Source organism: Streptosporangium sp. NPDC050855 (genome assembly GCF_044456585.1).
GTDB classification, from domain to species: Bacteria; Actinomycetota; Actinomycetes; order Streptosporangiales; family Streptosporangiaceae; genus Streptosporangium; species Streptosporangium longisporum.
In genome coordinates, this window is sequence record NZ_JBITFY010000016.1 from 29,149 (window position 1) to 50,676 (window position 21,528).

General features: G+C 70.4%; 20 protein-coding genes and 2 tRNA genes. 11 read left to right on the top strand and 11 right to left on the bottom strand.

The window, feature by feature from the left end; all coding sequences use genetic code 11:
• The first annotated feature begins 710 nt into the window (after positions 1-710).
• The 4 genes from ACIBCT_RS28525 (at position 711) to ACIBCT_RS28540 (ending at position 4,460) form a co-directional block, all read left to right on the top strand.
• The gene (locus ACIBCT_RS28525; RefSeq protein ID WP_399193704.1) at positions 711-1,379 is read left to right on the top strand and encodes a Type 1 glutamine amidotransferase-like domain-containing protein; all 669 of its coding nucleotides are present in this window, start codon (positions 711-713) and stop codon (positions 1,377-1,379) included.
• 319 nt (positions 1,380-1,698) lie between these two features.
• Positions 1,699-2,661 (top strand): ankyrin repeat domain-containing protein, encoded by a 963-nt coding sequence (locus tag ACIBCT_RS28530; RefSeq protein WP_399193706.1) that lies wholly within the window; start codon positions 1,699-1,701, stop codon positions 2,659-2,661.
• Between the two features lie 89 nt (positions 2,662-2,750).
• Complete coding sequence (locus ACIBCT_RS28535) at positions 2,751-3,344, top strand: hypothetical protein (RefSeq protein WP_399193709.1); 594 nt, start codon at positions 2,751-2,753, stop codon at positions 3,342-3,344.
• A 513-nt stretch (positions 3,345-3,857) separates the two neighbouring features.
• Positions 3,858-4,460, top strand: coding sequence for a DUF4352 domain-containing protein (locus tag ACIBCT_RS28540; RefSeq protein ID WP_399193711.1), 603 nt, complete (start codon positions 3,858-3,860; stop codon positions 4,458-4,460).
• 344 nt (positions 4,461-4,804) lie between these two features.
• Here ACIBCT_RS28540 and ACIBCT_RS28545 read toward each other — a convergent pair whose 3' ends face one another.
• From ACIBCT_RS28545 to galU, 9 genes are all read right to left on the bottom strand, one after another.
• A complete protein-coding gene (locus ACIBCT_RS28545) occupies positions 4,805-5,215 on the bottom strand; it encodes a VOC family protein (protein WP_399193713.1) in 411 nt (136 codons plus the stop codon).
• A gap of 37 nt (positions 5,216-5,252) precedes the next feature.
• Positions 5,253-5,537, bottom strand: a complete 285-nt coding sequence (locus ACIBCT_RS28550; RefSeq protein WP_399193715.1) for a hypothetical protein — start codon at positions 5,535-5,537, stop codon at positions 5,253-5,255.
• 136 nt (positions 5,538-5,673) lie between these two features.
• Positions 5,674-5,747: transfer RNA gene (locus ACIBCT_RS28555), tRNA-Ala, on the bottom strand.
• 56 nt (positions 5,748-5,803) lie between these two features.
• Positions 5,804-6,574 carry a hypothetical protein gene (locus ACIBCT_RS28560; RefSeq protein WP_399193717.1) on the bottom strand — a complete coding sequence of 257 codons (771 nt, stop codon included), beginning with the start codon at positions 6,572-6,574 and terminating at the stop codon, positions 5,804-5,806.
• Between the two features lie 124 nt (positions 6,575-6,698).
• Complete coding sequence (locus tag ACIBCT_RS28565) at positions 6,699-7,352, bottom strand: GNAT family N-acetyltransferase (protein WP_399194032.1); 654 nt, start codon at positions 7,350-7,352, stop codon at positions 6,699-6,701.
• Positions 7,353-7,399: 47 nt separating this feature from the next.
• Positions 7,400-7,873 carry a MogA/MoaB family molybdenum cofactor biosynthesis protein gene (locus ACIBCT_RS28570; protein WP_344899325.1) on the bottom strand — a complete coding sequence of 158 codons (474 nt, stop codon included), beginning with the start codon at positions 7,871-7,873 and terminating at the stop codon, positions 7,400-7,402.
• 277 nt (positions 7,874-8,150) lie between these two features.
• Complete coding sequence (gene moaC, locus ACIBCT_RS28575) at positions 8,151-8,621, bottom strand: cyclic pyranopterin monophosphate synthase MoaC (RefSeq protein WP_344900065.1); 471 nt, start codon at positions 8,619-8,621, stop codon at positions 8,151-8,153.
• A 118-nt stretch (positions 8,622-8,739) separates the two neighbouring features.
• Positions 8,740-9,927: a gephyrin-like molybdotransferase Glp gene (gene glp, locus ACIBCT_RS28580; protein ID WP_399194034.1), complete on the bottom strand. Its 1,188-nt coding sequence runs from the start codon at positions 9,925-9,927 to the stop codon at positions 8,740-8,742.
• 5 nt (positions 9,928-9,932) lie between these two features.
• On the bottom strand, positions 9,933-10,832 hold the full coding sequence (gene galU / locus ACIBCT_RS28585) for a UTP--glucose-1-phosphate uridylyltransferase GalU (RefSeq protein ID WP_344899327.1): 900 nt from the start codon (positions 10,830-10,832) through the stop codon (positions 9,933-9,935).
• Positions 10,833-10,856: 24 nt separating this feature from the next.
• Here galU and ACIBCT_RS28590 point away from each other — a divergent pair, with 24 nt between their 5' ends.
• The 3 genes from ACIBCT_RS28590 to ACIBCT_RS28600 all read left to right on the top strand — a co-directional run bounded on the left by ACIBCT_RS28590 (position 10,857) and on the right by ACIBCT_RS28600 (position 13,698).
• Complete coding sequence (locus tag ACIBCT_RS28590; protein WP_399193719.1) at positions 10,857-11,435, top strand: 5-formyltetrahydrofolate cyclo-ligase; 579 nt, start codon at positions 10,857-10,859, stop codon at positions 11,433-11,435.
• Positions 11,436-11,645: 210 nt separating this feature from the next.
• Positions 11,646-13,151, top strand: a complete 1,506-nt coding sequence (locus ACIBCT_RS28595; RefSeq protein ID WP_399193721.1) for a potassium/proton antiporter — start codon at positions 11,646-11,648, stop codon at positions 13,149-13,151.
• Between the two features lie 190 nt (positions 13,152-13,341).
• Entirely contained in the window at positions 13,342-13,698 is a 357-nt protein-coding gene (locus ACIBCT_RS28600) for an FmdB family zinc ribbon protein (RefSeq protein ID WP_399194036.1), read from the top strand.
• 115 nt (positions 13,699-13,813) lie between these two features.
• On the opposite strand, the gene ACIBCT_RS28605 is transcribed toward ACIBCT_RS28600, so the two are convergent.
• Complete coding sequence (locus ACIBCT_RS28605) at positions 13,814-15,772, bottom strand: MFS transporter (protein ID WP_399193723.1); 1,959 nt, start codon at positions 15,770-15,772, stop codon at positions 13,814-13,816.
• Between the two features lie 253 nt (positions 15,773-16,025).
• On the opposite strand from ACIBCT_RS28605, the gene ACIBCT_RS28610 reads away from it, so the two are divergent.
• Both ACIBCT_RS28610 and ACIBCT_RS28615 read left to right on the top strand, forming a co-directional pair.
• Positions 16,026-16,835: an S-methyl-5'-thioadenosine phosphorylase gene (locus ACIBCT_RS28610; RefSeq protein WP_399193725.1), complete on the top strand. Its 810-nt coding sequence runs from the start codon at positions 16,026-16,028 to the stop codon at positions 16,833-16,835.
• Positions 16,836-17,205: 370 nt separating this feature from the next.
• On the top strand, positions 17,206-17,811 hold the full coding sequence (locus tag ACIBCT_RS28615) for a flagellar biosynthesis protein FlgA (RefSeq protein ID WP_399193727.1): 606 nt from the start codon (positions 17,206-17,208) through the stop codon (positions 17,809-17,811).
• Between the two features lie 122 nt (positions 17,812-17,933).
• Here ACIBCT_RS28615 and ACIBCT_RS28620 read toward each other — a convergent pair whose 3' ends face one another.
• Entirely contained in the window at positions 17,934-18,971 is a 1,038-nt protein-coding gene (locus ACIBCT_RS28620) for a D-alanyl-D-alanine carboxypeptidase family protein (RefSeq protein WP_399193729.1), read from the bottom strand.
• A 1,550-nt stretch (positions 18,972-20,521) separates the two neighbouring features.
• Here ACIBCT_RS28620 and ACIBCT_RS28625 point away from each other — a divergent pair.
• Positions 20,522-20,594: transfer RNA gene (locus ACIBCT_RS28625), tRNA-Arg, on the top strand.
• 238 nt (positions 20,595-20,832) lie between these two features.
• Complete coding sequence (locus ACIBCT_RS28630; protein ID WP_399193731.1) at positions 20,833-21,486, top strand: HAD family hydrolase; 654 nt, start codon at positions 20,833-20,835, stop codon at positions 21,484-21,486.
• Positions 21,487-21,528: the final 42 nt, after the last annotated feature.

Below are 21,528 nucleotides of genomic sequence, written 5' to 3' on the forward strand. Positions count from 1 at the left end.
CAATCAGGAAGTCCGAGGCCAACGGCACCCGGGTGAACTTCCCCCACGAAACTCCGCCGGGATGCACCCGTTCGAGCGAGCCGACCGCTTCCCTCTCAACGGCCGTCGCCCACTGCCGCCCCTGCAGAGCTGCGACAAGGACAACGTCCGCCCGACCTGCGGCGTCTTCGTCACCGACGCCCGCTACCTGACCACAACTCCGCCCAGCCACCTGCCCCGGGATGACCATGGTTACGAGAAGCCGCGTTTCCCGCACCCGGCCCGAATTTGTCGGCCTTGTACGCCATGATCAGCACTCGTATCAGCACATCCCCCCAAGGAGTGCCATGGCCGTCACCGGCAGAGCCGGATGGTCCGGCATGGGCTGGAACGGCTGGACGCACCTCGCTCTCCTCCATGCCCAGCTCGACGCGGGCGCCGACCCGAATGCGGGAAAAGACTTCCATGGACGGCCCCTCCACCGAGCAGCCGAGCGCGGCCCGCCTGAAGCGGCTCTCGCGGTGGCCACCCGGTCAGCCATGATCCAGAGCTCTGTGAACGGCTCAACACGAGTGAACACCGCATCAACCTTCCTACTCACCGACCCTCGACCCTCGACCCTCGACCCTCGACCCTCGACCCTCGACCCTCGACCCTCGACCCTCGACCCTCGACCCTCGACCCTCGACCCTCGACGAGAGCGTCATGACCGCCACGTACAGGAGGCAAGCGTGAAGCTTCTTCTCACTTCCGCCGGCGTCAAGAACCCGAGCATCCACAGCGCGCTGGTCGACCTACTGGGCAAACCGATCGCCGACTCCAACGCCCTCTGTATCCCCACCGCTAGCTACGGGCACCCCCAGGGCAGCCCCGGTGGGGCATGGCGTTTCATCAGCGGTCGGTCCTCCACCCCCATGTGCGAGCTGGGTTGGAAGTCCTTGGGAGTGCTGGAACTCACCGCGCTGCCCAGCATCGACGAGGAACGCTGGGTCTCCTGGGTCCGGGAGACGGACGTCCTGCTGGTGAACGGCGGCGACGCCCTGTACCTGTGCCATTGGATGCGGCAGTCGGGGCTGGCCGATCTCCTGCCGTCGCTGCGCGAGACGGTCTGGGTGGGACTGAGCGCCGGAAGCATGGTGATGACCCCCCGTATCGGAGAGGACTTCGTCGGCTGGGAACCGCCTTCCGGGAGCGACGGCACACTGGGCATCGTCGACTTCTCGATCTTCCCGCACCTGGATCACGAGCTCCTGCCGGAGAACACCATGGCCCACGCGGAAAGATGGGCGGCCGGAATCCCAGGCCCGGCGTATGCGATCGACGACGAGACCGCCATCAGAGTGACCGAGGGCACCGTCGACGTCGTGTCCGAGGGGCACTGGAGGCTGTTCTCGCCCTGACACCGAAAGGGCTCGTACGGTGGCCGCCGACTTTTCGCTGATCCCGGGCCCTCTTCGATGCGGACCCCGTTAGGACGTGTCGCCTCCCATCAACGAATGCCGTTCGGTGCCGTCAGGTGCCGCGACGGTGACGTCCATCGTTCTCGGCTGCGCTCCGGTGTCAGCGGGTCCGCTGACTTTTCGCCGACTCCACCCAGCCGCCCGACCTGAGGCGACCATGGCTACGGGAAGTCGCGTTTCCCGCGGCCGGCGCGAATTTGTCGGCCTCGTACGTCATGATCGGCGCTCGTCTTCAGTACGTCTCTCTCAAAGGAGTGCCATGGCCGTCACCGAAGGAGCCGGATGGTCCGGCCTGGGCTGGAACGCCTGGACGGATCTCGCCGCGATCCGTGCTCGGCTCGACGCAGGTGCCGACCCGAATTCGGTACTGGACTTTCGTGGACGGCCCCTTCATCACGCGGCCGAGGAAGGCTCACCGGAAGTGGTCGCGGAACTGGCCCGGCGCGTCGACGACGTCGACGCCGAGCACGACGGCCGCACCGCGCTGTGGCTCGCCGTCTTCAACGACCGCCCCGACAACGCCCGTGTCATGGTCGCCGCCGGAGCGGACCCGTGGCGGCCGATGATGAACGGCTGGTCCCCCGGACGGCTCAGCCTGGCCGGTCCCACCCCCGATCTGTTCACTCTTCCCGATGGGGAGGCCAGCCTGTCGGCCGCCGAGGCCGCCGCCGTGGCGGAGGCCGGACGTCTGACCGCCGCGTTGGGGCGCTTCGACGGCGACGGCCACAGCCTCGCCTGTGTCGCCGACATCACCGCTGCCGAGGCGGTACGGCGTCTGGAGGCCGTACCAGTCGATGACGCCGACGTTGAAGAGATCATGGGGGATCCCTGGGGGGATTTAGACGCCACTTTGTCCGTCATCGGTGTCACCGACGTGCCCGGCGGATGCATCGTCTTTCAGCCGTGTGGGCACGCCGCGTCCAACCCCGGCGTCATAGAACGCCTGTCGGTGGGCACCGTCTGCTACGGGCTGTTCGCCAACCCCAAGAGCGGCAACCAGGGGGCCATCGCCCGTGACGGCGCCATCGAGGAATGGGACACCCACCCCGGCGGCGGCAGCGTCTGCTCCGAAGAACCCGCAGAGGAGATCCTCGCCACCTATCTCTACCACCACCAAGCAGAGGCCTACTGCTTCGCCGGAGCGGGCCTCCGGCCGGCTGACGCCCGATCGATCAACGGCCGGGCCGACATGTGGCTCAAGCTGCCCGGACAAGACTGGTGACGTTAACCGGAGATACGACAAGAAAGTTCGTTCCCGCCATCTGAAGTCGGGCCTTCATCCTGCGGCTCGACCTCCGCCACAATGATCATGTGATCGACTACTACCGCGATTTCTTCGAGCGGCATCAGTGGCTGGAGAACGCCCTCTCCTGGACCGTCGTGCAACCCCTCGACGAAGAGATCACTGCGGACGACCTCCTGCGACGAGTGAACGGAGGCCGCGCCCCCGAGCAGCGCGTCATGGAGTGTCCCCGGGAAGAGTCCGGAGAAGAAGGTTGCCCCGTCCTCCTCGTCTCCGAGGGCGAAGGAACCTGGGGTTTTCTCGACCTCGCCGGAGGTTTCGGTCTGTCCGACCGCGTCCTCACCGCCCTCAGTGCGGAGTCACGCGTGTGGATGGTGACCTGGCACTTCAACGGGGGATACACGATCCTCTATGCGGCCGGCGGCGAGATCAGGGCGCGGACGCGCGACTTCCTCTTCACCGAGCACGTCGTCGAGGAAGGCGACCCGAGCATCCTGGCCGACTTCCGCGCCATGCTCGACGGTCTCGACCCGGAGGACTACCGCGGCAAACGCGGTGCGCCGTTCGCCTTCATCAAGGCGGCCACCGGCATGGCCCTGGACAGCGAGTTGCCGGAGGTGGAGAACGCCCCCGTGGTCATCCTCGACCACCCTGCCGCCTGACCGGTTGTCGGCCGGCCTCCCCGCCACGGCGGCAGCTCATCCTCCGAAGACGTCCACTGACTTTTCGCTGGCTCCGCCCCCGGAACTTCAACGGACGTCCTCACCGATCTTGCTGCCACGATCGCGGGTGAGGATGCCGTCAGCGAGCAGCGAGGTGCCCGCCAGGACCTGTAAAGCACATTGGCCCGAACCGATTGTGGCGCAGGTACTCACGTCGATCGCCTTTCATACTCCACCTCACGTCTTCAGGTGGCCGGAAGCGGCCAGGTGAGCCCGTCAACTAAACGGGTGTCATATGCGTCTGACACGCATCCCCTTGAGTCTGGAGATGTCGTGACCTATCCCCCGCAGGGCCCACAACCTCGGCCGGGTTACCAGCACCCGCAGCAGCAGCCCTACGGGCATGTGCAGGGCCCGCCACACGGGTATCCGCCCCCGTACGGCCACCCCGGTCACAGCCACCAGCCGCCGCCGAAGACCAGCCGCGGGGCCGTCGTCGGGATCGTGGCCGCCGTGTCTTTGACGGTCGTGGCGGGCGTCATCGGCACCCTCGTGCTGCTGGGCAGCGGGACCACCGGGAGCGAGCTCCGTTCGGCCCCGGACGGCGGGCAGCTTTTCAGCGCCCCGCCGCCCACCGAGGCCGGGCAGCCTGCGGACACCGGGCAGACCATCGCGGACCCTCCCGCCGAACAGCAGGGTCAGGTCGCGAAGGTTGGGGAGACCATCACCGTCAAGGGGCGTCAGCCCGGCGTCGAAGTGGCCGTCACCCTCAACCGCGTCATCGACAACGCCACGTCGTCGAACCAGTTCCTGCAGCCCGACCCCGGCACCCGCTACGTCGCCGTCGAGCTGACCCTGAAGAACGTGGGCCGGCAGGTCTACACCGACTCGCCGATCATGGGCGCCGACCTGATCGACACCGAAGGCCAGCAGCACCGCACCACGCTGATGAGCGACGTGAAGGAAGGGGTGCCCTTCGGCGGCTCGATCACCGTGGCCGTCGGCGACACCCGGAAGGGCCTCATCGTGTTCAAGGTTCCCGCCAACGCGAAGCCCGCGAAGCTGCAGTTCGGCGTCATGCTGAGCAGCGAGAAAGGCGAATGGGCGCTGTTGTGAGCAGGTGCCGGAAATCGTCGGTTCCGGCCCCCGTCACCCCCGGCCCCGGCATCCCGCTGGAGAACATCTCCCGCCTGGTCGGTCACCGCAACACCTCAGTGACGGAGACGGTCTACCGCAAGCAACTCCGCCCGATGCTCCTGGAAGGGGCTGAAGCGATGGACAAACTCTTTCCCGATCTCTAGCTCAGCACCCCGACGTAGACCCATGCCCGGCGAGAGCGTCCGCCTCGCCGGGTCGTCGCTTTCTGATGCCGCATCAGGCAACCTTCGTCTTGTTGCGAGATCCCATCCGGCCGCGTGAGGGCAACGTCGTGGCGGATCGGCGGTCGACGAGCAAGCTTTCTAGCCGCGCTTGGGCCAGACCGGGCCCTGGTCGGTCCAGACGACCCCCTTGTTGCGGCACAGACAGAAGGGGTGGCCGATCGGGTCAGTGTAGATCCGCCAGCCGTAGCCGTCGGAGCCGATGAAGTCCTGTCGCAGCATCGCGCCAAGGTCGAGGACGCGGCGCTGCTCGGACTCGATCTCGTCCACTTCGAAGTCGAGGTGGAACTGCTTGGGGTGCTCGCTGTCGGGCCACTGCGGAGCGCGATAGTCGTCCACCCGGATGAAGGCCAGCTCGAGCTCACCGAACTTGATGCCGGCCCAGTTCTCGTGGCTGCCTTCTTTGATCGGTCGGCCCGTCACCTCGGCGTAAAAGGCCGCCAGTTTCATCGTGTCCGGGCAGTCGATGATGAAATCGGTGAGTCGCAGCATTCCGCGATCTTGTCACAAGATCTTTGATACAGCCGCCTTAGTCCGCGTCCCCATCGGTGTAGTGGAAATGCTCCTGGTGGGCGGTCGTGAAGCGCCCGACGAACGAGGGGGTCCGCTGATGGGCGGCGCGAGGCTGGAAGTGGCCGTGCTCGATCGCCCAGTCGTGGACACCCGTGTCGAGGGGGTACTCCGTGAGCATTCCCGTCAGCTCGCCGGTCTTGATCCACGACTCTGCGCGCTCTCGCGTACGGAACACGCCGGACGGCCACTGAGCGCCCTCGCCCAGGAAGACCCAGACGGTCAGGGGACTGGAATCGCTCACCGCTGAGACACCTCGCCACTGGACTTTGCGAAACCCGGAAGGGCACGGACCTGCTGGGGGACCGTAGTCACTCAGTTGGTCACCCGGCAACGCAGAAGGCCACTCCCGATCTCTCGGAAGCGGCCTCTGACCTGGGTGGAGATGAGGGGATTCGAACCCCTGACCCCTTCGATGCGAACGAAGTGCGCTACCGGACTGCGCTACATCCCCAAGACGTGGACTAGGTTAGCAAACTTCCGGGGGCGCTCGCGCCATCCGGGCGCCGGTCAGTCTCCGACCGCGCGCCGTCCCGACTCGGCGTACTGGTCGAAGATCTCGTCGCGGTGCGCGTCCAGGTCGATGATCTCGGCCACCGGCCGCTGGGTCTCCAGCAGGGCGGCGCGGCGACGGGCGCGTCTGGCACGTTCCGCGCGGGCCTGGGCGGCGGCTCTGCGCCGCTCGGCGTCGATCTGGACCGTGGCTCGCAGGACACCGAGATAGGCGCCCAGCAGCACCACCGAGGGCGCCACGCCCCACCAGGGGATGACCTTGAGGGCGGCCGTCACCACGGAGGCGATCAGGAGCAGCACGCACCAGAGCGTCAGGCGCCTGCGCTTGGCCACGTGCTTGGCCCGGCGGCGGCCCTCGGCGCGGCGGCGCTCGGCCTCCGCCCTGGTCATGGACGGCCGGACAGGCCCTGGACCGGCGGGCGCGCCCCCGGACACGGTTCCGGACGTCCCGGACGGCACCTCGGAGCCGACGACCCCGTCGACCCCGGTGTCCGGGGAGGTCTCCCCGGCGCCGTGCTCGGAGACCTCGCCACCGGGCGCCTCGTCACCGGACGGCTCGGACGAGGACGAGGACGAGGACGACGAGGACACGGGCAGCGGCTCGGCCAGCGTGTCGGCGGAGTCCTCCTCGGCCCCCTGCTCCTCGTACGCGTACGGGCTGGCGTCCTTGTCCTGGTCGACGTAGGTGTTACGGTCGCGGCGCAGCCACATGGGCACGAGGACGCACAACCACATGACGACGATGGCCAGGTACAGGAAGACGCTCATGGCCGCCTCCGAGCAGCGTGAAGACGCGCGTGCTCCGACGGCGTCCTCGATCTGCTCATGTCACGCACCGTAAGACCGCGTGTCACTATTTGACGAGCATTCGATGCGGTGTGTCGCGAGTTCTTCAAACCTCTTCATGTGGGCCGCCCCCGTGCGCGGCCGCCTCCCGGGCCCTTCGCCAGCGCGCCAGCAGCCCTCTGGGCGCGTCCTCGACGGTGAGCGCGTAGCAGATGTGGTCGCGCCAGGCGCCGTCGATGTGCAGGTGCCTGCGCCTGACGCCCTCCTCCCGGAAGCCCAGTTTCTCGACCACCCTGCGGCTGGCCTGGTTCTCCGGCCGGATGTTGGCCTCGACGCGGTGCAGGCCGGTGGTGAAGAAGCAGTGGTCGACCGCCAGGGCGACGGCGGTGGGGGTGATGCCGCGCCCGGCCAGCGCGCCGTCGATCCAGTAGCCGATCTGCGCGGACCTGGCCGACCCCCAGACGATGGCGCCCACGGTGAGCTGCCCGGCGAAGGCTCCCTCGTAGGTGACGACCCAGGGCAGGGCGAGCCCCTGCCTGGCCTCCCTGCGGAGCGTTCCGGCCATCGAGACGTACGGGCCCAGGCCGGTCTTGAACAGGGGCGTCTCGGGATTGGTCGGCTCCCAGGGGCGCAGCCAGTCCGCGTTGCGAAGCCGCGACTCCCGCCAGACGCGTACGTCCCGCAGCCGCAGCGGCCGAAGTGCCACCGGACCCTCGGTCAGGGTCACCGGCCAGCCACGAAGTCGATCCACGCCCTCCATCATCCCCCCAAGATGACCCGCCGTGCCATGGAAGCGGGGCGCCCGGATCAGCGGGAATGGTCTCCCCCGCGGATCTGGTCCACGGCGTGCTCCAGGACGGGCCCGAGCACGGCCATGCCGTCGCGTACGCCCCCGGAGGATCCCGGCAGATTGACGATCAGCGTGTTCCCGGCCTGACCGGCGAGCCCGCGGGACAGGATCGAGGTCGGCACCCTGTCCCGGTTGACCTGCCGGACGGCCTCGGCGATGCCCGGGATCTCCTTGTCGATCACCCGCCGGGTCATCTCGGGGGTGAGGTCGGCCGGGGTCAGCCCGGTACCGCCGGTGGTGACGATCACGTCGTACTCCTCGGCCACCCCGGTCCGCAGCGCCGCCTCGACCGGCTCGCCGTCGGGGACGACGCGGGGTCCGTCCACGTCGCATCCGGCCGCGGTGAGCAGCTCGGCCAGCAGCCTGCCCGAGGTGTCCTCGTACGTCCCGGCTGCGGCCCGGTTGGACGCGGTGATCACCAGAGCTCTCATCGAACACCTCCGTGCTGGAGATCCCCGGCTCCCGGGTCCCGGGCGGGGAGCGGTCGGACGGCCATCATCCCAGCCCCTCCGGCCCCGGTACGCGCGGGCCCGCCGGTCGTCGTGGGTCGTCGGGGTCCGCCGGGGGCGTCGTCCCGTGCCCGCGCGCCACGAAGGGCTCGGGGACCGGTCCGCGTCCCGGCCCGCGCTTCACGAAGGGCCAGGGAGCGGGTCCGGGTCCGCGCGAAGACCTCGGGGGCAGGATCCCGGCCCGCGCGGCACGAAGCCCTCAGGGGCGGGTCCAGGTCCCGGTCTTGCCACCGGTCTTCTCCTCGACGCGGACGTCGGTGATCACGGCCGCCGGGTCCACCGCCTTGACCATATCGATGAGCGCCAGAGCCGCGACCGAGACCGCGGTGAGCGCCTCCATCTCGACCCCGGTGCGGTCGGCCGTCCTGACCCGGGCGGTGATCTCCACGCCCTCGTCGGCCACGGCCAGTTCGACCTCGACCCCGTGCAGCGCGATGGGGTGGCAGAGCGGGATCAGGTCGGGGGTGCGTTTGGCGCCCATGATGCCGGCGATCCGCGCGGTCCCGATCGCGTCCCCCTTGGGGACCTCCCCGGACCGCAGCAGAGCCACGGCCCTGGCGTCGAGCAGCACCCTGCCGGTGGCGGTCGCCGTGCGGACGGAGACGTCCTTGGCGGAGACGTCCACCATCCGGGCGGCGCCGGTCTCGTCGAGGTGGGTGAATCCGGCCATGTCGGCGTCCTCTCCGGTTCCGTTCACAGGGAAATGATCTTCACGTCGTCGTCTCCGTCCCCACTCGCACGAGGACGCCTCACAGGGTCGTCCCCGTTCCCGTCGGCGCGAGGAGACCTCACAGGGGGATGACCTCCACGTCCGCGCCCTCGCCGAGCTCGGTGACGGACTCGGGGACCACGATCAGCGCGTTGGCCGAGGCCAGGGCGGCGAGCTGGTGGGAGCCCTGCCTGAGCACCGGCGCGACCGTGCCGTCCGGGCCGAGCACGCCCCGCAGGTAGGAGCGCTTGCCGTCGGGCGAGCGCAGCGCGGCCGTGGTGACCATCCGCACGGTCGGCGTGGGCTCGGCGGGCAGGCCGCGCATCTTCCGCAGCGCGGGCCGGACGAACAGCATGAACGACACGAACGACGACACCGGGTTGCCGGGCAGCGCGAAGATCGGGACGTCGTCCTCGCCGACCACGCCGAACCCCTGGGGCATGCCCGGCTGCATGGCCACCCGGTCGAAGCGGACCGTGCCGAGCGGGCCCAGCGCCTCCTTGACGGGCTCGTACGCGCCCATCGAGACACCGCCGCTGGTGATCACGAGGTCGGCGCGCAGCAGCTGGGCGTCGAGCTGGTCGAGGAAACGGGAGGCGTCGTCGGTGACGATCCCGGCCCGGTACCCGTCCCCGCCCGCCTCGCGGACGGCGGCGATCAGGGTGTAGCTGTTGGACTCCCAGATCTGGCCGAATCCCAGGGGCAGCCCCGGCTCGACCAGCTCGGCCCCGGTGGAGATCACGACGACCCTCGGCCGGGGCCGTACCAGCACCCGGCGGCGGCCGACCCCGGCCAGCACGCCGAGCTGGGCCGGCCCGATCGAGGTGCCCGCGGGCAGCACGACGTCACCGGCGCGCACGTCCTCCCCGGACCGGCGGACGGCGTTCCCCGGCCGCGCCGGGCGGTCGATCGCCACCCGGACCGTGCCGCCGTCGGTCCACTCGACCGGGACCACCGCGTCGGCCCCTGCGGGCATCGGGGCACCCGTCATGATCCGCGTCACCATGCCGGGGCCGATGGCCTGCAGGCGGCCGTCGCCGGCGGCGATGTCGTCGATCACCGGGAGCGTCACCGGGGCGTCCGCGACGTCCTCGGCCCGTACGGCGTAGCCGTCCATGGCGGAGTTGTCGAAGGGCGGCAGCGGGACCGGGGAGGTGACCTCCTCGGCCAGCGTGGTGCCCAGCGCCCGCTCCAGCTCCACCTCCAGCGGGGCGAGCACCCGCACGGTGTTCAGGATGTCGGAAAGATGGTCGTCGACCGATCTCATGGGGCTCATCGCGAGGCCAGGAACTCCTTGAGCCAGGGCAGGAACTCCGGTGCCAGGTCGGGCCGGTCGGCGGCGAACTGCACCACCGTGCGCAGGTAGTCGATCTTGTTGCCGGTGTCGTAGCGGCGGCCGCGGAACAGCACACCGTGCACCGGCCCGCCCTGGTCGCTGCCGCGCGAGGCCAGGGTGCGCAGGGCGTCGGTGAGCTGGATCTCGTCGCCGCGTCCCGGCGGGGTGTTCTCCAGCACCTCGAACACGGCCGGGTCGATCACGTACCGGCCGATGATCGCCCAGTTGGACGGGGCCTCGTCGGCGGGCGGCTTCTCCACCAGGTCGGTCACCCTGACCACGTCGTCCTCGCCGGTGGGCTCGATGGCGGCGCACCCGTACAGGGAGACCTGCTCGGCGGGGACCTCCATCAGCGCGATCACGCTGCCGCCGTGCGTGCCGCGTACCTCGATCATGCGCTTGAGGAGCTCGTCGCGGTGGTCGATGAGGTCGTCGCCGAGCAGGCAGGCGAAGGGGTGGTTGCCCACGTGCTGCTTGGCGCACAGGACCGCGTGTCCCAGGCCGCGTGGCTGGCCCTGCCTGACGTAGTGCAGGGTGGCCAGGTCGGCGGGCTCGCGGACCTGGGAGAGGCGCTCGTCGTCGCCCTTGGCCTCCAGGGCCTCCTCCAGCTCGATCGCCCGGTCGAAGTGGTCCTCGATGGAGCGCTTGGTCTTGCCCGTGACCATGAGGAGGTCGAGCAGACCGGCGGAGACCGCCTCCTCGACGACATACTGGATCGCGGGCTTGTCGACGATGGGCAGCATCTCCTTGGGCGTCGCCTTGGTCGCCGGGAGAAAACGGGTGCCCAGGCCCGCAGCGGGAACTACGGCTTTCGTCACAGCTTCGAAGTCGGCCATACCGAAACCTTAGTGGAGGGATCCGTGGACAAGCGGAAGCTGCGTTCCACGATCGAGGCGGCGCGGGCCTCGATCCCCGGCGAGCGGCGGCACGCGGCTTCCGTCCAGATCAGGGAATCCCTGCTGGACCGGCCCTGGGTGCAGATGGCCGGGCTGGTCGCGTGCTACTGGTCGATCGGCACCGAGCCGGCCACCCACGGGCTGGTCTTCGCCCTGTGGAAGCACGGCGCGACCGTGATCCTGCCCGTGCTGCGCGAGGACGACGATCTCGACTGGGCCGTGTACGACGGCCCGGACACCCTCGCCCCCGGGCGGTTCGGGCTCATGGAACCGGTCGACACCCGGCGCGGCGTCGACGCGATCAGGACGGCGGCGCTGGTGATCGTGCCCGCGCTGGCGGTGGACGCCTCCACCGGGGTGCGGCTCGGCCGGGGCGGCGGCTCCTACGACCGGGCGCTGGCCAGGGTCGGCCCGAACGTGCCGACGGTGGCGCTGCTGCACGAGGGCGAGCTGCTCGACGGCGTGCCCGCCGAGCCGCACGACCGGGCGGTCCGCTACGCCGCGACACCGGACGGGATCGTCAGGATCGCCGCGGACGGGTGAGATCCGTCCCGGCACCGACGGACCGGCGGAGCGACCGGGGCGACCGGAGCGACCGGAGCGATCGGGAGAGAACGCGCAGGTGAGACACCGTCGTGGCCGTACGGGACGGGGCGCGGGGCGTCCGGATCGCGACGGGAAGGGCGTGTCCACGGTGCATGACGGCACCTCGGAATGCGACACAATGGTCCCCGGAGTCGGAGAGGGGGCCAGATGGGACTGGACGTCTGGCTGCTTCTCAGTGCCGGGATCGTCATCGCGGCCATCGTCGCCGTGCGCGTCGCCCACCGCAGCGGACTGCCCAGCCTCCTGATCTTCCTCGGCTTCGGCCTGCTCATCGGCGAGTCCGGGTTCGGGCTGCAGTTCGACGATCCGCAGCTCGCCCAGCAGATAGGCCTGATCGCGCTGGCGATCATCCTGGCCGAGGGTGGCCTGACCACGAGCTGGAACCACGTCAGGAGCGCCATCCCCACCGCGCTGGTGCTCGCCACCGTGGGCGTGGGGGTGAGCATCGTGGCCGTCGCGGCCCCGGTGCACCTGATCCTCGGCATGGACTGGCGGACCGCGCTGCTGCTGGGCGCGATCCTCGCCTCCACCGACGCCGCCGCGGTGTTCTCGGTCCTGCGGCGCCTGCCGCTGCCCTCGCGCCTGGCGGGCATCCTGGAGGCCGAGTCCGGGTTCAACGACGCCCCCGCGGTCATCGCGGTGATGCTGCTGAGCGCCGCCACCTCGCCCAGCCTCGGGGTCGCCCTGTTCGAGGTGGTCTTCGAGCTGGTGGTGGGCGCGGCCGTCGGCCTGGCGGTCGCCCCGCTCGGCACGTACGCGCTGCGCCGCATCGCGCTGCCGGTCTCGGGCCTGTACCCGATCGCGGTGCTCGCGCTCGCGTTCGTCGCCTACGCCGGGGCGATGCTGCTGCACGGCAGCGGTTTCCTCGCGGTGTACCTCGCCGCGCTGGTCATGGGCAACTCCCGGATGCCGCACCGCGCCGCCTCGCGGGGGTTCGCCGAGGGCGTGGCCTGGCTGGCCCAGATCGGCCTGTTCGTGATGCTGGGGATGCTCGCCAGCCCGTCGGAGATGCCGTCCGCGATCGTGCCCGGCCTGGTGGCCGGGTTCATCCTGGTCGCGGTGGCCCGGCCGGCGTCGATCATCGTCTCGGCGCTGCTGGTCCGGCTGCTGCGCGTGGACCGGCTGAACTGGCGCGAGCAGGCGTTCCTGTCCTGGGCCGGGCTGCGCGGCGCGGTCCCCATCGTGCTCGCGACCATCCCGTGGGCGGCCACCTCGATGGACGACGGCACGGCCAGGTTCGTGTTCAACGAGGTCTTCGTGATCGTCGTCGTGTACACCCTGCTGCAGGGGCCGACGCTGCCGTTCGTGGCGAAGCTGCTGGGCCTGACCACCCCGTCCGAGGCCCGCGACCTGGAGGTCGAGTCGGCCCCGCTGGAGGAGCTCAACGCCGACCTGCTCCAGGTACGGGTGCCTCCGACGTCCAAGCTGCACGGGGTGGAGATCTTCGAGCTGCGGCTGCCCTCGGACGCGCAGGTCACCCTGATCGTCAGGGACGGCCGGACGTTCGTCCCGGCCGACTCCACCAGGATCCGGGTGGACGACCAGCTCCTGGTGGTGACCACGGCCGCCTGCCGCACCACGGTCGAGCGCCGGATGCGGGCGATCAGCCGCAAGGGCAAGCTCGCGGGCTGGTACGGCGAGCAGGGCACCTGACCGAAACCCCGCCGTACGGGCGGATGCGGGACATGCCGGAGATCTTCCCCCGCGGCCGCCGGGGCACCTGACGGGAATCTCCCCATGGAATGCGAGAACTCCGACTCGCGTTTATGCTTGTCGGCTGCGTACCATTAGCAGTCGCGCCACCAGAGTGCCAATCGGCGCGGACCACTACGAGGAGGAGCGCGTGCCCACCTACCAGTACGCTTGCAACGCCTGTGACCACCAGTTCGAGATCGTCCAGAAGTTCTCCGACGACGCGCTCACCGAGTGCCCGAGCTGCGCGGGCAACCTGCGCAAGGTGTTCTCCGCGGTCGGCATCGTCTTCAAGGGCTCGGGCTTCTACCGGACCGACAGCAGGTCGTCCTCGTCCAGCACGGTGACCTCCGCGAACGGCTCGTCCGGCTCCTCGGACTCCTCCAAGTCGTCGGACTCGTCGGGTTCCTCGAGCTCCACCGACTCCAAGGGCTCCTCGGGTTCCTCGGGTTCCTCGGACGCCAAGCCGTCGAAGGTCACGAGCACCCCGGCCGCCGCCGCCTCCTGAGCCCCGCGCGTCCCGCCCGACCGGCCGTCACCGGATCCGGTAGGTACGTTCCGGCGGCCTGCCGTACGGCACGACGGCCTCACGGCACGGTGGACACGGTGACCGGTCTCTCGGTTCAACGGCCCGGCGGCCGGTCCGCGACCGAGCCGAGCAGCTCGCGGGGAAGCCTGTCCAGCAGTTCGCGCAGCCGCGGATGCTCGGCGGGGTTCCAGTCGTCGACCAGCCGGGCGAGCCCGTCGCGGGCCTCCTGCACCAGGCGGCCCGCCGTCCGCTCGCCCTCGTCGGTGAGCTCCAGGACCTTTCCGTCGCCGGACCTGCGGACCAGGCCGCGCTCGACGAGCGCGTCCGCGTACGGCCGGCCCTCCTCGACCGTCACCCCCGCCCGCGTGGCCAGGTCCGTCCCGGCCTGGGGTCCGCACGAGGCCAGCCGGGTGACCAGCCAGACCGACCCCGGCGGCAGGTCCATCCCGGCCGCCTCGCCCAGGCGGCGGTAGTAGTCGGCGCGCATGTCCGCGTCCGCCAGCCGCCACAGCCCCCGCTCGACCTCGCCCAGCGAGGACCGCTCGACCGGTACCGCCCCGTAGCAGTCGCCGGGATCGGTCACCTTCGTCGTCTCCCGCAGCGGCGTCTCGGGCAGCAGCCAGGCCACCGCGAACGCCACCAGCGCCGTGGGCACGCTGTACAGGAAGACCTGAGCGATCGCGCCGGAGTAGGCGTCCAGGAACGCCGCGGCGGTCTCGGGAGGCAGCCGCCGTACGGCCGTCGGATCGGCCTGGACGGTCCGCTCCAGGCCGGGTGGCAGGCCGGCCGTCCGTGAGAGGCGTTCCAGCGAGTTCCCGAGACCGGAGCTGAAGATCGCACCGGCCACCGCGACGCCGAACGAGCCGCCGATCGTCCGGAAGAAGGTCGCCCCCGAGGTGGCCACCCCCAGGTCCTCGAAGCCGACCGCGTTCTGCACGACGAGGACCAGCACCTGCATCACCAGCCCGAGGCCGACCCCCAGCACGAGCAGCGAAAGGCTCAGCTGCAGGGCGGAGATGTCCGGGTTCACGTACGAGAGCAGGTAGAGCCCGACGGCGGTGATCGCGCCCCCGGCGATCGGGAAGGCCCGGTACCGCCCGGTACGGCTGATGACCATCCCGCCGGTGATCGAGGTGATCAGCAGCCCGGCCATCATCGGCAGCAGGTGCAGGCCCGAGGTGGTGGCCGACACCCCCTGCACGACCTGCAGGAAGAGCGGCATGTAGGTGAGCGGGCCGAACATCGCGAACCCCACCAGGAAACCGATCAGCGACGCCACGTTGAAGGTCCGGATCCGGAACAGCCTCGGCGGCATCACCGGCTCCGGAGCCCGGTGCTCGGCCCGCCACCAGAGCGTCAGCAGCACCACGGCGGCCACGGCCGGGCCGAGGATCGCGGGATGGTTCCAGGGATAGGTGGTGCCGCCCCAGGTGGTCACCAGGATCAGGCAGGCCGCCGCACCGCCCAGCAGGACGATCCCCAGGTAGTCGATGGTGTGCCGGGTCCGCTCCCCGCTCGGCGGCAGCGCCCTGGCCACGACCGCCAGGGCCACGGCGCCCAGGGGGAGGTTGACGTAGAACACCCACCGCCAGGACAGGTGGTCGACGAACAGGCCGCCGAGCAGCGGGCCGGCCACGCTGGAGACGGCGAAGACCGCCCCGAAGAACCCCTGGTACCTCCCGCGCTCCCGGGCCGGGACGACGTCGGCGACGATCGCCTGGGAGAGCACGATGAGCCCGCCGCCGCCCAGCCCCTGCAGGCCGCGGAACGCGATCAGCTCGCCCATGCCCCGCGCCTGGCCGCACAGCACCGAGCCGATCAGGAAGAGGACGATCGACGCCTGGAAGAGCCCCTTGCGGCCGTACTGGTCGCCGAGCTTGCCCCACAGCGGCGTCGAGACCGTCGAGGCCAGGATGTAGGCGGTCACCACCCAGGACAGCTCCGCCAGCCCGCCCAGGTCGCCGACGATCGTGGGCAGCGCGGTGGAGACGATCGTCTGGTCCAGGGACGCGAGCAGCATGCCGAGCATGAGCGCGCCGATGACGAACGCCACGCTCCCCGTCCGCTCCGGGGTTCGCTCTCGGGCGCCCTTCCTGGCCTGTTTCCCGGCTCGCTCCCGGTCCTGTTTCCCGGCTCGCTTCCGGGACCACCGTCGGAACCGCTGGACAGCCATGGCGCGCCTCCGCCTCCGATCGGTTCCACCGATCCTACTCAGGGTGAGCAAGCGATCACTCGGTGGGTACGGTCGTCCACAGGTGCGATCCGGGGCTCCTCGCGGGCCGTCCGGCCGCGCTAATCTCAGCGCCATGGTCACTCGCGCGGACATCGGGGTCATCGGCGGCTCGGGCTTCTACTCGTTGCTCGACGACGCCACCGAGATCGAGATCAGCACACCGTACGGCCCTCCGAGCGACGTGGTCACCGTCGGCCGCATCGGGTCGCGTTCGGTCGCCTTCGTCCCCCGGCACGGCCGCGACCACCGCTTCCCGCCGCATCGCATCCCCTACCGGGCGAACCTGTGGGCCCTGCGCTCCCTGGGGGTCCGCCAGGTGCTCGCGCCCAGCGCGGTCGGCTCCCTGCGGGCCGAGATCGGCCCCGGTGCGCTGGTCGTGCCCGACCAGCTCGTCGACCGCACCTCAGGGCGCGTGCAGACCTACTACGACGAGGGCGGCGTCGTGCACGTGGCCTTCGCCGACCCGTACTGCCCCGTCGGCCGCGCGGCGGCCGTCACCGTGGCCGGCGCCTCGGGGTGGGAGGTGTCCGACGGCGGCACCCTCGTGGTCATCGAGGGCCCGCGCTTCTCCACCCGCGCCGAGTCACGCTGGTTCGGCGCCAACGGCTGGTCGATCGTCGGCATGACCGCCTTCCCCGAGGCCGTCCTCGCCCGCGAGCTGGCCCTGTGCTACACCTCCGTCTCCCTGGTCACCGACCACGACGCCGGGGTCGAGGCGGGCGAGGGCGTCACCCACGAGGAGGTCCTGGCCTTCTTCGGGACCAACGTCGCCCGCATGCGCTCCCTGATCGTCGACGTCGTCGCCGCCCTGCCCGACGAGCGCTCCTGCCCCTGCGGGAGCGCCCTGGACGGGTTGAAGCTCCCGTTCGAGCTTCCGGGCTGAGCCCGGGAGGCTCCCGGGCTGGACGGGTCGTCGCCGTTCGGAGGGACGGCCTGTCCCCATTCCCACCGAAGGCGGTTCCCGGCCCTGGCGGGGTCGTCCCGCTCCCGCGTCCGCTGCGAGCACCGTCCCCGAAGCCGTCACGGCTCCCGTGGGCTTTCGGTGAAGGTGGTCCCGCTCCTGTGGTGAGGTCGCCACCATCTGACGTTGATCATTTCCACCCTCCGCCCGGAGTGGTGGCCCGTTCCCAGTGGAGGTCGCCCCGCTCGCAGCGGGGCCGTCCCCTTCGAAAGTCGGTCATCCCCGTCCCCTCGCCCGAGGGGACGGCTCGTCACGGGCACCGCGCCGCCCGGCTCTTCCCATGGAGTCCGCCATGCGCGTCCTGCGCCGTCTGCTCGACCGCCGTCATCGCCTCGTCGCCACCGCCGTCGCCGCCCTGGCGATGGGCTGCGCCCTGCTGGCCCTGAGCCCCGACACGGCGTCGACGACCGTCCTCGTCGCCGCCAGGGACCTCCCCGGCGGCGCGCTGAAGGCGTCCGACCTGACACCGGCGGCCCTGCGGCCCGACACCGTCCCCGACGGCGCCCTGAGACCGGGAATGCCGTTCGCCGGAAGAGTCCTGGCCGGTCCCGCCAGACGCGGGGAGCCGCTGACCGACGTCCGCCTCCTCGGTCCCGGCCTGCTGGCCGCCCACGGCCCGGGAACGGTCGCCACCCCGGTACGCGTCGCCGACCCCGAGACCGCACGCCTGCTCTCCCCCGGCGACGTGGTCGACGTGCTCGCCGCCGCCTCGACCTGGGACGGCGCCGTCCCCGCGACGACCGTGGCCGAGGACGTCACGGTCCTGGCCATCCCGGCCGGCGACTCGAACGGGGGTGCGCTCGTCGTGCTCGCGACCACGTCGGACCAGGCGACCGGGCTGGCCTCTGCACAGGCGGGCGGGCGGCTGTCGGTGACCATCGGTCCTCGCACCGGGTGATCCTCACAGGCATCCTCGCGGGCGTCCTGAAGCCGGCCCCGTTTCTCAGGCGGATCGCGCGGTGGTGGCGCCCGCTCGACCGCGATGGAGACGGCGCGCCCGCGAGGACCGCGCCCAGGCCCTTACAACAGGGAACCGATCTTGGGGTCGTACTCCCAGTGCCAGGGCTCGAACGGGCTGACATAGGCCCACTTGGGGTGGATCCAGCCGAACTTCTTGCCGTTCGCCTCCAGCCAGTTGAACTGGGGCGAACGGAACCGCTCCACGCCGCCGCACAGGTCGACGGCCAGCCCCAGCCCGTGGTTACTGCGCCCCGGAACCGCCGCCAGGCCGGGCCGGGTGTAGTAGACCGACTGCTGCTCGGCCAGGCTCCGGTAGCTGTCGGTCACGCACATCGGCCTGCCGAACTGCCGCTTGTAGGACTCGTTGAGGCTGATGAACGCCAGCGCGGCGTCACCGCGCAGCTGGTTGCCCCGCTGCTGGAGGGGGCAGAGGTACGCCTGCGGGATGAGCCCGTTGGGGAAGTCGCTCATCGAGGCGGCCCGGGTCGGATCGCACCCCGCGGCGGGCCGTCCCTGCTTGTTGATCTTGACGCCCAACTTCACCAGCGCCTTGGTCAGGGATTGCACGATTTTCTGTGAGCGGGCTCTGAGCGTCTCGATCTCGGCGCCCATCTGCGCCTCCGCGAGCAGGTTGCTGGCCCGGAGCTCCTGAGCCTCGCCCGCCAGCCGCTCGCGCTCCTTCTGCAGGCGACCGCTGTCCCGCAGGATCAGGTCCCGCTCGGCGACGAGCTGGGTGACGGTCGCCATGTTGCGCAGGGTGTCGCCGTTGGACTGCCCGGACAGGAACCCGGCCACCTCCCCGCCCGCGGGCTGCTGGTAGAGCAGCCCGACCAGGTTCGACAGCGGCTGCCGGATCTGGGCGAAGGCCCTCTCGGCCGTCTGCAGCTCCCGCAGCGTGGCGGAGAGCTTCCGCTCGGACTCCCGGATCTGGGCGCGGCGCTGCTCCAGCGCCTTGGTCGCGGCCTCAAGGTCCTTGGCCGCCTTCTCCGCCTCGCGACGCAGCTCGGTGAGGTTCACCGGATCAGCGGGGGCGACGGCCTGATCCTCCGCCGGTGCCCGCTGCGCGGCGGCGACTCCCGGCAGGAGGGAAGTCATCATCGCGACGACGGCGATCAGGCTCGCTGATCGACGAGGTGGCACGTTCGACCCCTCCGTTTGCGAATTCGTGACCTGGGCCAGGCACGCACGCTACTACAGCCGACCAACCGTACGGGCCAGCTCTCCACAGCCGTTATGCGCCGAACACCCCTTTTTGTGACCGGACAAGTCAGGCTTTTCCCCGGTCGGGCCGCCGACGGGCGCCCCCGAGTCGGGCCTTCCGCCACCCTGTCGAGCCCTCTTGCCGACCTCCCGCCGAGCCCTCTTGCCGGCCCGCCGCCGAGCTCTCTTGCCGGCCCGCCGCCCGGGTCACCGGCGTCTGCTTCCGCGGCCCCCTCCCGGCCGTCTATGACGCCCTGCCCACTGCCTCCGGCGCCCTTCTGGCCGCCTTCAGCGTCCCCTCCGAAGGCGACCTTCCTGCCGTCCTCGATGACGACCGCTCCCTCCAGGGCGGCACCGGCACCGTACGCATCACCCGAGGCTCCGCCACCGGCACCACGCGCTCCATCCAGGGCCTGACCGGCATCGCGGAAGGGCCCCTGCTCTCTTCCCGCGCCCTCCGGTGAGCTCCGGTCGAGCCGGGGTGGATCCGTACGGGGAGAAAGGCGTCCGGGTGGGCCATCCCCGCCGTTCCGCCAACCGTGGGGCCTCTCCCCGCCGTTCCGCCGGCCGGCTCACCTGCGCCCCCCGTGTCACCGGCACCGTCCGCACCGACCGGACCTCCGCTGCCGGACCCACCTCCGCTGCCAGGCGCGTCGCCCACGTCGCCCGTCGGGGCCGTAGTACCGATCTCGTGGGGCACGTCGATCACGTCCGCCCCTGCCGCGGCGAGCACCCAGCCGCCGTACACCTGATCCGGCCGCAGGGGCGGAGGCACCAGCCTCGCCCTGAACAACCCGTCCGGTACCGGACCGACCACGACCGGCACCACCGCCACCGCACCTGGTATCGGGGCGGCCATGTCCAGTTGCGGCTCCCCGGCCAGTGCCGCCACGCCGTCGTCCGACCCGGACGGCGCCCCCTCCTCGTCTCCGGCTGCAAGGGCGCCGCCACTTCCCGCATCGGCATGAGGTGTCATGCCGCTCGGCCTCTCTCCGTCATATACGGGCCCCGGGAGTCCTTCGGCTTCCTCGCTCAGCCTGTCGCTCACCCAGGCCTCCTCTCGGCCTTTCCCTGCGCTCTCCTGCCCACCGTGCCCGCCCTGAGGGGTGCCCGTTCGGCCGGATATGCCAGGGTCCGGATCGGCGGTGGCCGACCGCAGGATCGCCTCATAGCCCGTCAGCTCGACCGCCAGTAACCCTCCGGCCAGAAGCGCGGGCGCCAGCATCGCGCCACAGAGCACCACCGGCTGAAGCGTCCGGCGCCCACGGTCACGCTTCCGTCGCCCATTGATCACAGAGAGTGACAGTAAGCCTGCCCATCGTCACCCTCGCTCCCACTTGCCGCCCTTTTACTCCACGTCAGCGAACCGATAACCCGGCGTCCACCCCCAACTCCCCCTCCGAGCGCGCAAGCACTCCGTACTTTCGCTACTCTTACAAGGAGCCCCTGCCTCCGTAGCTCAGGGGATAGAGCACCGCTCTCCTAAAGCGGGTGTCGCATGTTCGAATCATGCCGGGGGCACTCTTCCGACCAGCGATCACGCCTTTGACCTGGGCATGTTCTTCTCCTTGTTCCCCGGCTCCATGCAGCCGTGTGCCACCGTGGGCAGCCGTATGTCAGCGGCCGTGGGATATGCGTGGGATGAATCTCGAAGCGTTTCCGCAGGTCGCACCTCGTCGTGGTGGATCAGAGCCGGGCGATCCCACAGGACCGGACAGTAGCCCGGAGGCAGAGCCGACACCACCTAGGATCGGACATCGTGCAGCGATTGGCGCTCTTCGATCTGGACAACACACTCATCGACCTGGACGCCGCCTTCCAGGTGTGGGCGGAGGAGTTCACCGAGGAGCATCGTCTCGGTCGGAAAGCCGTCGACTATATGATCAAGCTGGACCGTAACGGCCTGCCTCATCGTGAGCTGTTCTTCGCCAAGGTGCGCGAGCGGTTCAAGCTCTCCACTTCGGCAGCAAATCTGTGGGCCGCGTACCGCCGCCGTATGCCCCATCTTGTCGAGTGTCGTCCCGAGGTCATGGCCGCGCTGGCAGAGCTACGCGCGCTCGGATGGCGGGTGGGGATCGTCACCAACGGCACGGCGGACAACCAACTCGGCAAGATTCAGCAAACGGGCTTGGGCGATGCCGTCGACGGCTACGCACTCTCGGGCATCGAGGGCATCCGCAAACCCGACAAGGGCCTGTTCGAGATCGCTGCCAAGCGGTGCGGCACAGACCTCACCGAGGGAGGGTGGATGGTCGGAGACCACCCCGTCGCAGATGTCGGCGGGGGGCACTCGGCCGGCCTGTGTACGGTCTGGATCGGTCGCGGAGCCTGGACCGGTGATGAGCGCCCGCCAGACCATGTAGTCACCGATGTGATGCACGCGATGGACATCTTGCGCACCGTCGGCGAGTGACTTTCCGGAGAGGCTGAGGGACCGCAGGAACGCCAGTAGAGT

Excerpts from the sequence above, each read along its gene's own strand:
- ACIBCT_RS28530 (WP_399193706.1), top strand. The coding sequence starts at position 1,699 with ATGGCCGTCACCGAAGGAGCCGGATGGTCCGGCCTGGGCTGGAACGCC.
- ACIBCT_RS28545 (WP_399193713.1), bottom strand. The coding sequence starts at position 5,215 with ATGCTGCGACTCACCGATTTCATCATCGACTGCCCGGACACGATGAAA.
- ACIBCT_RS28560 (WP_399193717.1), bottom strand. The coding sequence starts at position 6,574 with ATGAGCGTCTTCCTGTACCTGGCCATCGTCGTCATGTGGTTGTGCGTC.
- ACIBCT_RS28565 (WP_399194032.1), bottom strand. The coding sequence starts at position 7,352 with ATGGAGGGCGTGGATCGACTTCGTGGCTGGCCGGTGACCCTGACCGAG.
- ACIBCT_RS28570 (WP_344899325.1), bottom strand. The coding sequence starts at position 7,873 with ATGAGAGCTCTGGTGATCACCGCGTCCAACCGGGCCGCAGCCGGGACG.
- moaC (WP_344900065.1), bottom strand. The coding sequence starts at position 8,621 with ATGGCCGGATTCACCCACCTCGACGAGACCGGCGCCGCCCGGATGGTG.
- glp (WP_399194034.1), bottom strand. The coding sequence starts at position 9,927 with ATGAGATCGGTCGACGACCATCTTTCCGACATCCTGAACACCGTGCGG.
- galU (WP_344899327.1), bottom strand. The coding sequence starts at position 10,832 with ATGGCCGACTTCGAAGCTGTGACGAAAGCCGTAGTTCCCGCTGCGGGC.
- ACIBCT_RS28595 (WP_399193721.1), top strand. The coding sequence starts at position 11,646 with ATGGGACTGGACGTCTGGCTGCTTCTCAGTGCCGGGATCGTCATCGCG.
- ACIBCT_RS28610 (WP_399193725.1), top strand. The coding sequence starts at position 16,026 with ATGGTCACTCGCGCGGACATCGGGGTCATCGGCGGCTCGGGCTTCTAC.
- ACIBCT_RS28615 (WP_399193727.1), top strand. The coding sequence starts at position 17,206 with ATGCGCGTCCTGCGCCGTCTGCTCGACCGCCGTCATCGCCTCGTCGCC.
- ACIBCT_RS28620 (WP_399193729.1), bottom strand. The coding sequence starts at position 18,971 with ATGATGACTTCCCTCCTGCCGGGAGTCGCCGCCGCGCAGCGGGCACCG.